The sequence below is a fragment of the Pseudomonas sp. PS1(2021) genome (assembly GCF_020405165.1).
Classification (GTDB): Bacteria; Pseudomonadota; Gammaproteobacteria; order Pseudomonadales; family Pseudomonadaceae; genus Pseudomonas; species Pseudomonas aeruginosa.
In genome coordinates this window covers 5,331,553-5,345,940 of sequence record NZ_CP084484.1, presented here as the reverse complement: position 1 = coordinate 5,345,940, position 14,388 = coordinate 5,331,553, and the positions used below count along the sequence as shown (strand labels likewise).

At 65.7% G+C, this 14,388-nt stretch carries 12 protein-coding genes; 5 read left to right on the top strand and 7 right to left on the bottom strand.

Annotation, left to right across the window (positions count from 1 at the left end; translation table 11 throughout):
• Nucleotides 1-21: 21 nt before the first annotated feature.
• Complete coding sequence (gene secB / locus LE197_RS25490; protein WP_003096050.1) at nucleotides 22-513, top strand: protein-export chaperone SecB; 492 nt, start codon at nucleotides 22-24, stop codon at nucleotides 511-513.
• A gap of 58 nt (nucleotides 514-571) precedes the next feature.
• On the opposite strand, the gene trmL is transcribed toward secB, so the two are convergent.
• Nucleotides 572-1,033 carry a tRNA (uridine(34)/cytosine(34)/5-carboxymethylaminomethyluridine(34)-2'-O)-methyltransferase TrmL gene (gene trmL / locus LE197_RS25485; RefSeq protein WP_003096047.1) on the bottom strand — a complete coding sequence of 154 codons (462 nt, stop codon included), beginning with the start codon at nucleotides 1,031-1,033 and terminating at the stop codon, nucleotides 572-574.
• Between trmL and LE197_RS25480 the strand changes: the two genes are divergently transcribed.
• Nucleotides 1,032-1,499, top strand: a complete 468-nt coding sequence (locus tag LE197_RS25480) for a hypothetical protein (protein ID WP_003096038.1) — start codon at nucleotides 1,032-1,034, stop codon at nucleotides 1,497-1,499. The two genes, trmL and LE197_RS25480, sit on opposite strands and share 2 nt — an antisense overlap.
• Before the next feature lie 667 nt (nucleotides 1,500-2,166).
• Here LE197_RS25480 and ntrC read toward each other — a convergent pair.
• The 4 genes from ntrC to LE197_RS25460 all read right to left on the bottom strand — a co-directional run bounded on the left by ntrC (nucleotide 2,167) and on the right by LE197_RS25460 (nucleotide 6,037).
• A complete protein-coding gene (gene ntrC, locus LE197_RS25475) occupies nucleotides 2,167-3,597 on the bottom strand; it encodes a two-component system response regulator NtrC (RefSeq protein ID WP_003104661.1) in 1,431 nt (476 codons plus the stop codon).
• Between the two features lie 2 nt (nucleotides 3,598-3,599).
• Entirely contained in the window at nucleotides 3,600-4,676 is a 1,077-nt protein-coding gene (gene ntrB, locus LE197_RS25470) for a two-component system sensor histidine kinase NtrB (protein ID WP_003096033.1), read from the bottom strand.
• Nucleotides 4,677-4,946: 270 nt separating this feature from the next.
• The gene (locus tag LE197_RS25465) at nucleotides 4,947-5,519 is read right to left on the bottom strand and encodes a DUF4124 domain-containing protein (protein WP_023088661.1); all 573 of its coding nucleotides are present in this window, start codon (nucleotides 5,517-5,519) and stop codon (nucleotides 4,947-4,949) included.
• Nucleotides 5,516-6,037: a DUF4124 domain-containing protein gene (locus tag LE197_RS25460; protein ID WP_003104660.1), complete on the bottom strand. Its 522-nt coding sequence runs from the start codon at nucleotides 6,035-6,037 to the stop codon at nucleotides 5,516-5,518. Before LE197_RS25460 ends, LE197_RS25465 begins: the two co-directional genes overlap by 4 nt.
• 287 nt (nucleotides 6,038-6,324) lie before the next feature.
• On the opposite strand from LE197_RS25460, the gene LE197_RS25455 reads away from it, so the two are divergent.
• On the top strand, nucleotides 6,325-8,532 hold the full coding sequence (locus LE197_RS25455) for a mechanosensitive ion channel family protein (RefSeq protein WP_003104646.1): 2,208 nt from the start codon (nucleotides 6,325-6,327) through the stop codon (nucleotides 8,530-8,532).
• On the opposite strand, the gene LE197_RS25450 is transcribed toward LE197_RS25455, so the two are convergent.
• Nucleotides 8,529-8,933, bottom strand: a complete 405-nt coding sequence (locus tag LE197_RS25450; RefSeq protein ID WP_003096019.1) for a hypothetical protein — start codon at nucleotides 8,931-8,933, stop codon at nucleotides 8,529-8,531. The two genes, LE197_RS25455 and LE197_RS25450, sit on opposite strands and share 4 nt — an antisense overlap.
• A 147-nt stretch (nucleotides 8,934-9,080) precedes the next feature.
• Nucleotides 9,081-10,490: a glutamate--ammonia ligase gene (gene glnA, locus LE197_RS25445; protein WP_003096016.1), complete on the bottom strand. Its 1,410-nt coding sequence runs from the start codon at nucleotides 10,488-10,490 to the stop codon at nucleotides 9,081-9,083.
• Between the two features lie 336 nt (nucleotides 10,491-10,826).
• On the opposite strand from glnA, the gene thiI reads away from it, so the two are divergent.
• Nucleotides 10,827-12,281 carry a tRNA uracil 4-sulfurtransferase ThiI gene (gene thiI, locus LE197_RS25440; RefSeq protein ID WP_003096011.1) on the top strand — a complete coding sequence of 485 codons (1,455 nt, stop codon included), beginning with the start codon at nucleotides 10,827-10,829 and terminating at the stop codon, nucleotides 12,279-12,281.
• 216 nt (nucleotides 12,282-12,497) lie between these two features.
• Nucleotides 12,498-14,315 (top strand): translational GTPase TypA, encoded by a 1,818-nt coding sequence (gene typA, locus LE197_RS25435; RefSeq protein WP_003096009.1) that lies wholly within the window; start codon nucleotides 12,498-12,500, stop codon nucleotides 14,313-14,315.
• Nucleotides 14,316-14,388 lie beyond the last annotated feature (73 nt).

Sequence of the window (14,388 nt, the reverse complement as noted above, 5' to 3'; positions counted from 1 at the left end):
GACCCAAGGGAAGGCCCGAAAATGACCGAGCAAGCTACCAACGGCGCTGCCGACGAGCAGCAACCCCAGTTCTCCCTGCAGCGCATCTACCTGCGCGACCTGTCGTTCGAGTCGCCGAAGTCCCCGGAAATCTTCCGCCAGGAATGGAACCCGTCCATCAGCCTGGACCTGAACACTCGCCAGAAGCAGCTGGACGGCGACTTCTACGAAGTGGTCCTGACCGTATCGGTGACCGTGAAGAACGGCGAGGACACCACTGCCTTCATCGCCGAAGTGCAGCAGGCCGGCATCTTCCTGATCAAGAACCTCGATCCGTCGAGCATGAGCCATACCCTCGGCGCGTTCTGCCCGAACATCCTCTTCCCGTACGCTCGCGAAGCCCTGGACAACCTGGTGGTACGCGGTTCGTTCCCGGCGCTGATGCTGTCGCCGGTGAACTTCGACGCCCTCTACGCCCAGGAAATCGCCCGCATGCAGGCCTCCGGCGAGATCCCGACGCCGTCGGTCCAGTAAGCCCAGCGCTTGCGAAAAAGCCCGCCTTGCGCGGGCTTTTTCATGCCTGCCGGCCGGCTCAGTCCATGGCGAAGCCGAGCTGGCGCCAGGCTTCGTAGACGGTCACCGCCACCGTGTTGGACAGGTTCAGGCTACGGCAGCCTTCGCGCATCGGCAGGCGCAGGCGCCGATCGGTTGGCAGGGCGTTGCGCACGTCCTCCGGCAGTCCGCGGCTTTCCGGGCCGAAGAGGAAGGCATCGCCGCGCTGGTAGGCCACTTCGTGGAAGGCCCGCGACCCCTTGGTGGTGAAGGCGAACAGGCGTGGCTGGCCGAGGGCCTCGAGGCAGCTCTGCAGATCCGGGTAGCGGCGTACGCTGGCGTATTCGTGGTAGTCGAGGCCGGCACGGCGCAAGCGCTTGTCGTCCAGTTCGAAACCGAGCGGCTCAATCAGGTGCAGACTGCATCCGGCGTTGGCGCAGAGCCTGATAATGTTGCCGGTATTCGGAGGAATCTCCGGTTGAAACAGGATGACGTGGAACATGCAGGGCTCCGGAGCAGATAACGGGCGGCATTCTACCTCCGCCATCGACGATCTGCGGCGCCAGCGCTGGAAAGTCTGGGGTGCGCTGGTGCTTGCCGGGTTGTTGTTCGGGCTGATGCTCGGCAGGTTGTTCGGTCCCGCTTCGCTGCCGACGTCTGCGCCGCAACTGCTGGCGGTCGGGGAGAGCGAGCAGGGCCTGGTCCTGCGCTTCGATCGCCAGGCTGCGGTTACGGCGGCACGGGTGGAGGGTGCCCTGACGTTGCGCATCGTCGCCCGGGGCGCGGCGCAGCAGGGCGACGGGCGATGGCTGGGCCAGCCGTTGCGCTGGCGCGTCCGCGAGGAGGGAAAGGCGCTGCTGTTGAGCCTGGTCTCGACCCGCCCCTTGCAGGGGCGCTGGCAGTGGTCGGAGGACGGCGAGGGCTGGCGCCTGGTCGTCGAACTGCAGGAGCGCGACGGCCGGGAATAAAAGGGGGAATTCTCAGCCTGCCTGTACCGAGGTCCCCAAACGGGAGGGCGGAGGCGCGGATCGCTGCGCTGCCGCCGGGCATAAAAGAGGGGAGTTCTCAGCCTGCCTGTACCGAGGTCCCCGAAACGGGTGTGGCGGTTGCGCGCGGATGCTGCGTCTGCCGCCGGGTGTAAAAGAGGGGATTCCCCAGCCTGCCTGTACCGAGGCCCCCGAAATCTTCGTTATCTGCTCCAATGCAGGGGCTGTGCCAATTCTCATGAGACGCTGGCGGCGCGCTCGCTTTCCTGAAAGGTTGTGGATAAGTCTGTGGGCGAGCTGGTGATGAATGCCTCTGGAGGCCCGTGGATCAAGGGCTTGGCGGCATCCCAGGGGTTTGTGGGAAGTCGATTGCGGAAAAATGACGGAGCGGGCTTTTCCGCCAGCGATTGATGCCGATTTGTCGCCTGCTGGTGCACGCTGCCCAAAATCCGGGCAAGGGCCGCTGCCCCGCCGAACCGGCGGATAACCGCGATGCGGTTATTCGCCCTACGCCACGGTTTGATCGACGGTGCCGAGCGGGCGCTCTGCCGAGGCCGGGGCGGCGTCTCGCTTGGCACGGGCGCGCGACGGACCATTAAAAAACGGGGCCCGAAGGCCCCGTTGGGTCGCTCATGGGAGCAGTGGCGCTTCAGTCGTCGCCTTCGTCGTCGGCTCCATCGACGTTCATCCCCAGCTCCTTGATCTTGCGGGTGAGGGTATTGCGGCCCCAGCCGAGCAGCACGGCGGCATCGCGGCGGCGGCCGGCGGTGTGCTTGAGGGCGGTTTCTATCATGATCCGTTCGAAGGCCGGCACGGCGCTGTCCAGCAGGTTCGACTGGCCGCGGCCCAGCGCCTGGTCGGCCCACTGGCGAAGGGCCTGTTCCCAGTTCGCCGCCGGCGCGCTGTCCTGCGGCTGGGTCAGCAGCTCCGGCGGCAGGTCGTCGATGTGCACCTCGCGGCCGGAGGCCATCACGGTGATCCAGCGACAGGTGTTCTCCAGTTGGCGGACGTTGCCCGGCCAGCCGAGGTTCTTCAGGTACTCCTCGGTTTCCGCCTTCAGCAGCTTGGGTTCCACCGCCAGCTCCTGGGCGGCGCGGCTGAGGAAGTGCCGGGCCAGCGCCGGGATGTCCTCGCGGCGGTCGGCCAGCCGCGGGATGTGGATGCGGATCACGTTCAGGCGATGGAACAGGTCCTCGCGGAACTTGCCGTCGCGCACCAGGCTTTCCAGGTTCTGGTGGGTGGCGGCGATGATCCGCACGTCGACCTTCACCGGCGTGTGCCCGCCGACCCGGTAGAACTCGCCGTCGGCCAGGACGCGCAGCAGGCGGGTCTGGGTGTCGGCCGGCATGTCGCCGATCTCGTCGAGGAACAGGGTGCCGCCATCGGCTTGCTCGAAGCGTCCGCGGCGCTGGGCGGCGGCCCCGGTGAAGGCGCCCTTCTCATGGCCGAACAGCTCGGATTCCATCAGGTCCTTGGGGATCGCCGCCATGTTCAGCGCGATGAATGGCGAGGCTGCGCGCGGGCTGTGGCGATGCAGGGCATGGGCGACCAGCTCCTTGCCGGTACCCGATTCGCCGTTGATCAGCACGGTGATGTTGGAATGGCTGAGGCGGCCGATGGCGCGGAATACCTCCTGCATCGCCGGCGCCTCGCCGATGATCTCCGGCGTGCGCGCCTGGTTCGCCGGCAGCTCCAGGCCCTGCTGCTCCTGGGCGTGCTGGTTGGCGCGCTTGACCAGGGAGACCGCCTCGTCGACGTCGAACGGCTTGGGCAGGTATTCGAAGGCGCCGCCCTGGTAGGAGGCCACCGCGCTGTCGAGGTCGGAATGCGCGGTCATGATGATCACCGGCAGGCGCGGATGCAGTTCGCGGATCTGCGCCAGCAGGTCGAGGCCGCTGGCGCCGGGCATGCGGATATCGGAGATGATCACGTCCGGCTGCTGCCGGCCGAGGCGGCCGATGACGCTGTCGGCGCTGTCGAAGCTCACCGTGGTCATGCCTTCCTGTTGCAGGGCCTTTTCCAGTACCCAGCGGATGGAGCGGTCGTCGTCGACGATCCAGACGGTCTCTGATCGGCTCATGGTCAATGCACTCCTTGTTCCAGGGGCAGGAACAGACTGAACACGGTATGGCCGGGGTGGCTCTCGCATTCAATCAGCCCCTGGTGCTGGCTGATGATGTTCTGGGCGATGGCCAGGCCGAGTCCGGTACCGTCCGGACGGCCGCTGACCATGGGGTAGAAGATGGTTTCCTGGAGCTCGGCCGGGATGCCCGGGCCGTTGTCGATGATCTCCACCTTGCACACCAGGCGGTGACGCGTGTGGCCGATGGTGAACTGGCGCAGGGTACGGCTGCGCAGGGTGATGCGACCGAGGCGCAGGTCGTTCTGCCCGGCGATCGCCTGCATGGCGTTGCGTACCATGTTGAGCACGGCCTGGATCATTTGCTCGCGGTCGAGCAGCAGGTCGGGGATGCTCGGGTCGTAGTCGCGGACCAGGGTGATGCTGCCCTGGCTCTCCGCTTCCACCAGGCTGCTGACCCGCTCCAGCACTTCATGGATGTTGGTCGGCGCCAGGTTCGGCAGTTTGTTCGAGCCGAGCATGCGGTCCACCAGGTTCCGCAACCGGTCGGCTTCTTCGATGATGACGTTGGTGTAGTCCTTCAGCGACTCTTCCGGCAGCTCGCGGGATAGCAGTTGCGCTGCGCCGCGGATGCCGCCGAGCGGGTTCTTGATCTCGTGGGCGAGCCCGCGCACCAGCAGCTTGGTGGTCTCCTGCTTGGACAACTGCGCTTCTTCGCGGGTGATCCGCATCAGCCGGTCGCGCGGATGGACCTCGAGCAGCAGCAGCGTCTCGTTGCGGTTGAGGATGGGCGTCACCGCATAGTCGACCGTGATGCTGACGCCGGTGATCGAGGTCAGGGTCGCTTCGCGCTTGGTGAACGGATGTGCCTGTTCCACCGCCTGGCGCAGCGAGTTCAAGGCTTCCGGCGATTCGGTGAACAGCTCGCTGATGAATTGCCCGTGGCTGCGCTGGCCGCTCACGGCCAGGAGCATCTCCGCCGCCGGGTTCATGTACTCCAGGCGCAGTTCGCCGTTGAGCAGGATCACCGCGGTGGTCAGGTTGTCGAGCAACAGTCGGTGCAGGGTATCGGTCGGCATGGCGGGCAGCTGTTCCAAGGTTGGGCAGGAAAATGCAAAAAGCAAACCAGGCGCCGAAAAGGCGCGTTTTTTCTGCCGAGGCGCTGGCTAGAGGTGCGCCGGGAAGGTTTTCGGCGATGAGCGGTGACCCGAAATGGGGACAGTATAGAAAGTGGTGCGGGTAATCGCACCAATCTGGTGCGTTGGCGTGGCCGGCGGCGTTTTCGCCAGGAGAGTCGGGAAAAAAACCGGAAAATCCCGCCCACGGCGGGGTGGGCAGGGGAAGTTCGGCTAGCGCCCGCTCGGCTGTACCGCGCTGACCAGCGGCGTATCGACCTCCGGCAGGGGTTGGCCGGCGATGCTCACTCGATGCAGGTGGAAGGGCTGGCTCGGGGTGCTTTCGACGGTCATGCCGTCGCCATCGATGATTTCCACTGCGACCTGGTGGGTACCGCGATCGAGGTTCTTCAACGGGAACACCGGGCTGCGTCCCGGCGCTCCGGCAGGCTTGCCGTCGAGCAGCAGACGATAGCGATGGCCGGGCAGCAGCGCCGGCTCGCTGGTGACGGTGACGATGACGTCGCCGCTGTTGGCGCGCAGGGTCGCGTCCGGTTCGGGGAAGAGGATGCGCAGTAGCTGGTAGGCCGGCGGCTTCACCTCCAGCGGCGCGGCGGGCGGACGATAGCGTATGCCCGGCGGCGCCACGCTGTTGCCCGGCGCCAGTTCGACGCGTTGGGCCTTGCGCCCGCTGGGCGGCTGGTCGGTGTAGACGCGGTTGCCATCGGCGTCGATGTAGGTGTAGACCCCCGCTTGCGCGGCGCAGGCCAGGCACAGCAGGAAGGCGCCGAGAACGCGCGGGATCATCGCTTCTTCCCGAGGTGCACGCGCTGCACGGTGAAGGTCACCGGCGGGCTGGATTGCAGCACCCGTTCGCCGTTGAGTACCTGTACCGCGAGGCTGTGGTCGCCGCGGTCGATCTCGTGCAGGGTGAAGCGGGTGCCGCTGCTGGGCGTGCCGTAGGGTTTGCCGTCCAGCACCAGTTGCAACTGGTGGCCGCTGTGCAGGGCCGGGCGGATGCTGACGCTGACGTTGAAGGTGCCGTTGTTGGCGCGCAGCGCCTCTTCCGTGGGGAGGTCGCTGAGGGCAAGGATCTCGTAGGCGGCGGCCTCGCTATCGGCGGCCGGGGCATTGCCCGCGGAGGACTTTTCCGGCGTGTCGATTCCTACGGTATTGGTCGGCTGCAGTTCGACGGTCTGCGCCTGCACCCCGTCTGGCGGCTGGTTGGTGAATACCTTGTTGCCGTTGGCGTCGGTGTATTGGTAGATCTGCGCCATGGCCGGCAGGGCGGCGGCCAGGAGCAGGCAGCTGGTGATCAGGCGCATGGACGGTCTCCGGGTGAACCTGCCAAGCGTTGCACCGCATCGGCGCGCTGGCAAGCCGTGCATTGTGCGGCATGCGGGTATTCGAAGGTGTGCGCTGGGGCACGTTGGCGGTCGCTGTGCCCCGCCGCGCGGCTGCGTTCGTCTCAGCCGGCACTGGCGGGGCGAACCCTCGTTGCGCCAGAGTGTCTGTGCTTGCGCCGCCGGCCGGCGGCCCCGTTCGAAACGGCGGGTGTCCGGCTTGTATGATGCGGCTGTTTCGGTTTCTCACCTTGGGGACTGCCTTTCTCGTGCCGATCATCGCCCGCTTCACCCTTCGCTCCCGCGTCCTGGCGGCCCTGCTGCTGTGCCTCTGCGCCGCCCTGTTCTACTCGCCGCCGGGCGCCGCGGCGCTGCCGAACCCGTTGGCGGGGAGTTCCTCCGGTGGCGAGAAGGTCAGCGATGCGCAGTTGGAACAATCGCTGAACCAGGTCATCCAGACCCTGGAGAACGACAGGCAGCGCGCCGACCTGCTGAAAAAGCTGAAACAGCTGCGGGACGTGACCAAGAAAGGCAAGGAAAGCGAGGGTGGGGTGCTGGGGCTGATCGGCGATACCCTGACCAGCCTGGAAAAGCAGTTCCAGGGCGCGAACAGCCCGGTCGCGTTATGGGGCAACCAGTTCCAGCTGGCGCGTGCCGAACTCGAGGAGCGCTTTCCCAGCTGGCGCGACCTGCCGGCGATGGTCTTCGATTTTTCGGTGGTGATCCTCCTCTGGGCCTGCCTGGCTAGCGCGCTGCTCTGGCTCAGCCGGCGCATGCGCGAGCGCTTCGGCCTGTCGGCGGAGTTGCCGCAGCATCCGAAGACCCGCGACCTGCTGCTGTTTTCCCTGCGCAAGCTGGGCCCCTGGCTGGTGGCCTTCCTCATCACCCTGTACCTGTCGGTGGTGCTGCCGGACTCCCTGAGCAAGACCCTGGCGATGGTCATGGCCTATGTGTTGGTCTGCGGCACGCTGTTCTCCGCGCTGTGCGTGATTTCCCTCTCGCTGCTCAGCGGCCCGCACCGCCAGCGCGCCCTGGATATCCTGCGGCGCCAGGCGTTCCGCCCGTTGTGGCTGATCGGCAGCCTCGCCGCGCTGGGCGAGGTCGCCCACGATCCGCGGCTGATCGCCGGCCTCGGCGAGCACACCTCGATCTGCCTGAGTACCCTGGCCAACGCCAGCGCCGCGCTGTTCACCGCCTTGTTCGTGATGCGTTTCCGCCGGCCGATCGCCCACCTGATCCGCAACCAGCCGCTGGAGCGCCGCCTCAAGCGCCGTAGCCTGCACGACCTGGTGCAACTGGTCGGCTCGCTGTGGTTCGTGCCGGTGCTGGTGCTGGTGGGGATTTCCCTGTTCGCCACCTTCGTTTCCGCCGGCGACAGCAGTTCGGCGTTGCGCCGGGCGCTGGTCTGCGCGGTGCTGGCGGTGGTGGCGATGACCGTGATCGGGCTGATCCGCCGCCGTTCCAGTCGGGTCGGCGCCGGCCCGCGCCGCAGCGCGCCGTACATCGAGCAGTTGCAGAGCTTCGGCTACACCCTGCTGCACATCTTCGTGGTGCTGTTCTTCATCGAGGTCGCCTTGCGCGTCTGGGGCATGTCGCTGATTCGCTATGCGGAAGGCGAGGGCGAGCAGATCAGCATGAAGGTAGTCAGCTTCGGCACCACCCTGCTGGTCGCCTGGCTGATCTGGATCCTCACCGATACCGCGATCCAGCACAGCCTCGGCCTGGGCGGCAAGAGCCGGCCGAACACCCGCGCGCTGACCATGCTGCCGCTGATCCGCAACGTGCTGTTCGCCACCATCGCGGTGATCGCCCTGATCGTCGCCCTGGCCAACATGGGCATGAACGTCACCCCGCTGCTGGCCGGTGCCGGCGTGATCGGCCTGGCCATCGGCTTCGGTGCGCAGTCGCTGGTGGCGGACCTGATCACCGGCCTGTTCATCATCATCGAGGACTCGCTGTCGATCGACGACTACGTCGACGTCGGCGGCCACCTTGGCACGGTCGAGGGCCTGACTATCCGTACCGTGCGCCTGCGCGACCTGGACGGCGTGGTGCATACCATCCCGTTCAGCGAGATCAAGAGCATCAAGAACTACTCGCGCCAGTTCGGCTACGCGATGTTCCGCTGGCCGGTGCCGGCGAGCATGCCGATCGACGACGCGGTGGCGCTGGTGCGCGAGGTCGCGATGGAGCTGCGCAGCGACCCGGCGGTCTACCGCAACCTGTGGTCGCCGATGGAATTGCAGGGCGTGGAGAGTTTCGACAACGGCCAGGCGATCCTGCGCTTCCGCTTCAAGACCGCGCCGATCAAGCAGTGGGAGGTCCAGCGGGCGTTCAACCTGCGCCTGCGTCGGCGCCTCGACCAGGCCGGCCTCGAACTGTCCATGCCGCGTCTCAACGTACAGTTGAGCCGGGCGCCCAAGGCGAAATCCGCGGAACCGGACGAGCCGGGCACGCCGGCGGACGGCGGCATCTAGCGCGACAGGATGACCCGGCAGATGCGGCGCATGTCGCGGTCGTCGATGCCGTCGCACTGCCACGGCGCACGCGATACCACGGCCCGGCACTGGCGGCGCATGTCGCGGCTGTCGATGTCGTCGCAGCGCTTGCGGTCGCCGCGGACGATGGCGCGGCACTGGCGGCGCGTGTCGCCGTCGCGGATGTCGTCGCAGTCGTAGCGCTGTCCCGGCGCCAGCAGCGCGCCGCAGTAACGCCGCAGGTCGCGGCTGTCGATGTCGCCGCAATCCCCGCTGTCGCCGCGTTCCAGTGCGTTGCACATGCGCCGCAGGTCGCGGTCGTGGATATCGCGGCATTCGGTGGCGGCCTGGGCGGGCAGGCTGAGGATGGCGGCAAGCAGGAGCCAGAGAGAGTGACGCATGGACGGTCCTTATCCTTGGGGCGGGGAGCGCGGCAAGTCTAACCGAACGGCGCGGCGAACTTTGCGTTTCTCCATGGTCCGGCCCATAAAAAAGGCCTCCCGAAGGAGGCCTCAAGAGGGTGACTCGTTGTTATAGGAAAGGGTGGATCAGACGCTGTAGTACAGGTCGTATTCCAGCGGGTGCACGAAGGTGCGCACCTTGATCTCTTCTTCGCTCTTCAGCTCGATGTAGGCATCGATGAACTCGTCGGTGAACACGCCGCCCTTGGTCAGGAACGCGCGGCCCTTGTCGAGCTCTTCCAGCGCCTCTTTCAGGCTGCCGCAAACCTGCGGGATTTCCTTCGCCTCTTCCGGCGGCAGGTCGTACAGGTTCTTGTCGGCGGCATCGCCGGGGTGGATCTTGTTCTGGATGCCGTCCAGGCCGGCCATCAGCAGCGCGGCGAAGGCCAGGTAGGGGTTGGCTGCCGGGTCCGGGAAGCGCGCTTCGATACGGCGGGCCTTCGGGCTGGATACGTAGGGGATACGGATCGAGGCGGAACGGTTGCGCGCCGAGTAGGCCAGCATCACCGGAGCTTCGAAGCCCGGGACCAGGCGCTTGTAGGAGTTGGTCGAGGGGTTGGTGAAGCCGTTCAGGGCCTTGCCGTGCTTGATGATGCCGCCGATGAAGTACAGGGCGGTCTCGGACAGGCCGGCATAGCCTTCGCCGGCGAAGGTGTTCTTGCCGTCCTTGGAGATCGACATGTGCACGTGCATGCCCGAACCGTTGTCGCCGTACAGCGGCTTCGGCATGAAGGTCACGGTCTTGCCGTAGGCGTCGGCGACGTTGTGCACGCAGTACTTCAGGGTCTGCACTTCGTCGGCCTTGGCGACCAGGGTGTTGAACTTCACGCCGATCTCGTTCTGGCCGGCGGTTGCCACTTCGTGGTGGTGGACTTCGACCACCAGGCCCATTTCTTCCAGGGCGTTGCACATGGCGGTGCGGATTTCATGGTCGTGGTCGACCGGCGGTACCGGGAAGTAGCCGCCCTTCACGCCCGGGCGATGGCCCTTGTTGCCGGACTCGATGTCGGCGTCGGTGTTCCAGGAAGCCTGCTCGGAGAAGATCTTGAACATCGAGCCGGAGATGTCGGACTTGAACTTCACTTCGTCGAAGATGAAGAACTCCGGCTCCGGGCCGACGAACACGGTGTCGCCGATGCCGGTGGACTTCAGGTACTCCTCGGCGCGCTTGGCGATGTTGCGCGGGTCGCGCTCGTAGCCTTGCATGGTGCTCGGCTCGATGATGTCGCAGACCAGGATCAGGGTCGGCTCTTCGGTGAACGGATCGAGGACGGCGGTGCTGTCGTCCGGCATCAGGATCATGTCGGAGGCTTCGATGCCTTTCCAGCCGGCGATGGAGGAGCCGTCGAACATCTTGCCGGCTTCGAAGAACTCATCGTCCAGCGCGTCGCGAGCCGGCATGGTGACGTGTTGCTGCTTGCCCTTGGTATCGGTGAAGCGCAGGTCTACCCACTTCACGTCATGGTCTTTGATCAGTTGGTGCGACTTGTACGACATGCTGTCCTCCAGGAGGGATTAGAGCTGGGAGCTTTTTCTGTGCCCCAGTATCGGGTGATGCCGGCCGGAATACTCCGCCAGGGCAACCTGCCTCACAAGTGAGCAAGTTGCGTGCCAGTGCCCGGAATCGGGCAGGGCCCCATGTTTGGCGGGGCCAGGTCTTCTTCAGGGTAGCTGGGCGGCCTTCGGGTGCACCGTTATGGTGCTCCATGTTGGTGCATCATTCCATTTTGGTGCAGCAAAAATAACTGTGCATATTTCTGCTCAATACGTGAGCAATTTCAGATATAATTCCGCCCCTTTTTTTCCGTCGCCCCGCGCGTTCGCGTCCCTCGCATGAAACTCATCGTCAAGACCTTCCAGGAAATCACCATCAAGAGCCGGCCGGTGCGCAAGCGCTTCATCCGGCAGTTGGCGAAGAACATCCGCGCGGTGCTGCGCGACCTGGACCCGGAGCTGAAGGTCGAGGGCGAGTGGGACAACCTGGAGGTAGAGACCGCCGTGGTCGACGCCAAGGCCAGGCGCGAGATGATCGAGCGCCTGACCTGCACCCCGGGCATCGGTCATTTCCTCGAGGTTCACGAGTATCCGCTGGGCGATTTCGACGACATCCTCGCCAAGTGCAAGGCGCATTTCGGCGACCAGTTGGCCGGCAAGACCTTCGCCGTGCGCTGCAAGCGCGCCGGCAAGCACGCGTTCACCTCGATGGAGGTGGAACGTTACGTCGGCAGCGGCCTGCGCCGCGAATGCGGGGCTGCCGGGATCGACCTGAAGCAGCCGGAAGTCGAGGTGCGGATGGAAATCCGCCTCGACCGCCTGTTCGTCATCCATCGCCAGCATCCGGGCCTGGGCGGCTATCCGCTGGGCGCGCTGGAGCAGGTGCTGGTGCTGATGTCCGGCGGCTTCGACTCGACCGTGGCGGCCTACCAGATGATGCGCCGCGGGATGATCAGCCACTTCGTGTTCTTCAACCTCGGCGGGCGCGCCCACGAACTGGGGGTGATGGAAGTCGCCCACTACCTGTGGGAGAAGTACGGCCGCTCGCAGCGCGTGCTGTTCGTCAGCGTGCCGTTCGAGGAAGTGGTCGGCGAGATCCTCACCAAGGTCGACGACAGCTATATGGGCGTGACCCTCAAGCGCATGATGCTGCGCGCCGCCAGCCGCGTGGCCGAGCGCCTGGAGCTGGACGCGCTGGTGACCGGCGAGGCGATCTCCCAGGTGTCCAGCCAGACCCTGCCGAACCTCTCGGTGATCGACCGGGTTACCGACACCCTGGTGCTGCGCCCGCTGATCGTCAGCCACAAGCAGGACATCATCGACACCGCCCGGCAGATCGGCACCGCCGAGTTCGCCCGGCACATGCCGGAATACTGCGGGGTGATCTCGGTGAACCCGACCACCCAGGCCAAGCCCTACCGCGTCGAGCACGAAGAGTCGAAATTCGACATGGCGGTGCTCGAGCGCGCCCTGGAGCGCGCCACCCAGCGCACCGTCGACCGGGTGATCGACGAACTCGGCCAGGACCTGCAGGTGGAAGAGGTCGGCGAGGTGCTGCCCGGTCAGATTGTCATCGATATCCGCCATCCTGATGCCCAGGAAGACGAACCCCTGGCCCTGGAAGGCGTCGAAGTCCAGGCGCTGCCGTTCTACGCGATCAACAGCCGCTTCAAGGAACTGGACGCCAACCGCCAGTACCTCCTGTATTGCGACAAAGGGGTGATGAGCCGCCTGCATGCCCATCACCTGCTCAACGAGGGGCACACCAATGTGCGTGTTTATCGTCCGGCTTAAGCAGCCGGGCTTGTTCGGCGGCAGCATCCGCCACCGTCCTCCCGACACGTCCGCCGCCTAGGCCGATGCCCGCCCTTCGGCGTGCCGGCCGGACCGGGGCAGCGTCCTCCTGCTGCCCGCCCCTTAATTGAAGAAGCCTGTCGTGTCGGGCGCCGCCCTGTCCGACCCCACCACCGCCGCGAAGCCGCGCTTCGGGCGTTAAACGAGACAAGACTTGTGATCGAAAATCTGCGCAACATCGCCATCATCGCCCACGTCGACCATGGCAAGACCACCCTGGTGGACAAGCTGCTGAAGCTGTCCGGCACCCTCGACCGCAAAGAAGCGGAAAGCGAGCGGGTGATGGACTCCAACGACCAGGAAAAAGAGCGTGGCATCACCATCCTGGCGAAGAACACCGCGATCAAGTGGAACGGCTACAACATCAACATCGTCGACACCCCCGGTCACGCCGACTTCGGCGGCGAGGTGGAGCGCGTGATGTCGATGGTCGACTCCGTGCTGCTGGTGGTCGACGCCCAGGACGGCCCCATGCCGCAGACCCGCTTCGTGACCCAGAAGGCCTTCAAGGCCGGCCTGCGTCCGATCGTGGTGGTGAACAAGATCGACCGCCCGGGCGCGCGTCCGGACTGGGTCATCGACCAGATCTTCGACCTGTTCGACAACCTCGGCGCCACCGACGAGCAACTCGACTTCCCGATCGTCTACGCCAGCGCCCTGAACGGCATCGCCGGCCTCGACCACGAGAAGATGGACGACAACATGGACGCGCTGTTCCAGGCGATCATCGACCACGTCCCGGCCCCGGTGGTGGACACCGAGGGTCCGTTCCAGATGCAGATCTCGCAGCTGGACTACAACAGCTTCCTCGGCGTGATCGGTATCGGCCGCATCACCCGCGGCAAGGTCAAGTCCAACACCCCGGTGGTGGCCATCAGCGACGACGGCAGCAAGCGCAACGGCCGCATCCTGAAGATCATGGGCCACCACGGCCTGCAGCGCGTCGAGGTGGCCGAGGCGGAAGCCGGCGACATCGTCTGCGTCAGCGGCATGGAGGAGCTGTTCATCTCCGATACCCTGTGCGACCCGCAGAACGTCGAGGCGCTGCCGCCGCTGACCGTCGACCAGCCGACCGTGAGCATGACCTTCCAGGTCAACGATTCGCCGTTCGCCGGCCGCGAAGGCAAGTTCGTCACCAGCCGCAACATCAAGGAGCGCCTGGAGAAGGAACTGCTGCATAACGTGGCGCTGCGCGTCGAGCCGGGCGACAGCCCGGAGAAGTTCAAGGTTTCCGGCCGTGGCGAACTGCACCTGTCGGTACTGATCGAGACCATGCGCCGCGAAGGCTTCGAGCTGGCCGTGGGCCGCCCGGAAGTGGTGATCATCGAGAAGGACGGCGAGAAGCAGGAGCCCTACGAGAACGTCACCATCGACATCGAGGAGCAGCACCAGGGCTCGGTGATGGAGCAGATGGGCCTGCGCAAGGGCGACCTGAGCAACATGATTCCCGACGGCAAGGGCCGCGTGCGCCTGGAGTACACCATTCCGGCGCGCGGCCTGATCGGCTTCCGCAACAACTTCCTGACCCTGACCTCGGGCACCGGCATCCTGACCTCGACCTTCAGCCACTACGGTCCGATCAAGGCCGGCGAAGTCAGCAACCGCCAGAACGGCGTACTGGTCTCCATGGCCACCGGCACCGCCCTGACCTACTCGCTGGAGACCCTGCAGAGCCGCGGCAAGCTGTTCCTCGGCCCGGGCGACGAAATCTACGAAGGCCAGTTGGCCGGCATCAACAGCCGTGACAACGACCTGGTGATCAACCCGACCAAGGGCAAGAAGCTCGACAACATGCGCGCTTCCGGCAAGGACGAAGTCATCGCCCTGGTTCCGCCGATCCGCTTCACCCTCGAGCAGGCGCTGGAGTTCATCGCCGACGACGAACTGGTGGAAGTGACGCCGAAGTCGATCCGCCTGCGCAAGAAGATGCTCAACGAGAACGACCGCAAGCGCTACGAGCGCAGCAAGGTCTAAACCGTTGCCGTACCGGCGCGCCGCAACGGCGTGCCTCGCGGCCGGCAGGCAGGGCAGGGGTGCCCGGCCTACC

Bases quoted from the DNA above. Each gene is read 5' to 3' on its own strand.
- glnA (WP_003096016.1), bottom strand. From the start codon at position 10,490: ATGTCGTACAAGTCGCACCAACTGATCAAAGACCATGACGTGAAGTGG.
- LE197_RS25460 (WP_003104660.1), bottom strand. From the start codon at position 6,037: ATGCGCCTGATCACCAGCTGCCTGCTCCTGGCCGCCGCCCTGCCGGCC.
- secB (WP_003096050.1), top strand. From the start codon at position 22: ATGACCGAGCAAGCTACCAACGGCGCTGCCGACGAGCAGCAACCCCAG.
- LE197_RS25450 (WP_003096019.1), bottom strand. From the start codon at position 8,933: ATGCGTCACTCTCTCTGGCTCCTGCTTGCCGCCATCCTCAGCCTGCCC.
- LE197_RS25480 (WP_003096038.1), top strand. From the start codon at position 1,032: ATGCAGGGCTCCGGAGCAGATAACGGGCGGCATTCTACCTCCGCCATC.
- trmL (WP_003096047.1), bottom strand. From the start codon at position 1,033: ATGTTCCACGTCATCCTGTTTCAACCGGAGATTCCTCCGAATACCGGC.
- ntrC (WP_003104661.1), bottom strand. From the start codon at position 3,597: ATGAGCCGATCAGAGACCGTCTGGATCGTCGACGACGACCGCTCCATC.
- thiI (WP_003096011.1), top strand. From the start codon at position 10,827: ATGAAACTCATCGTCAAGACCTTCCAGGAAATCACCATCAAGAGCCGG.
- LE197_RS25465 (WP_023088661.1), bottom strand. From the start codon at position 5,519: ATGATCCCGCGCGTTCTCGGCGCCTTCCTGCTGTGCCTGGCCTGCGCC.
- ntrB (WP_003096033.1), bottom strand. From the start codon at position 4,676: ATGCCGACCGATACCCTGCACCGACTGTTGCTCGACAACCTGACCACC.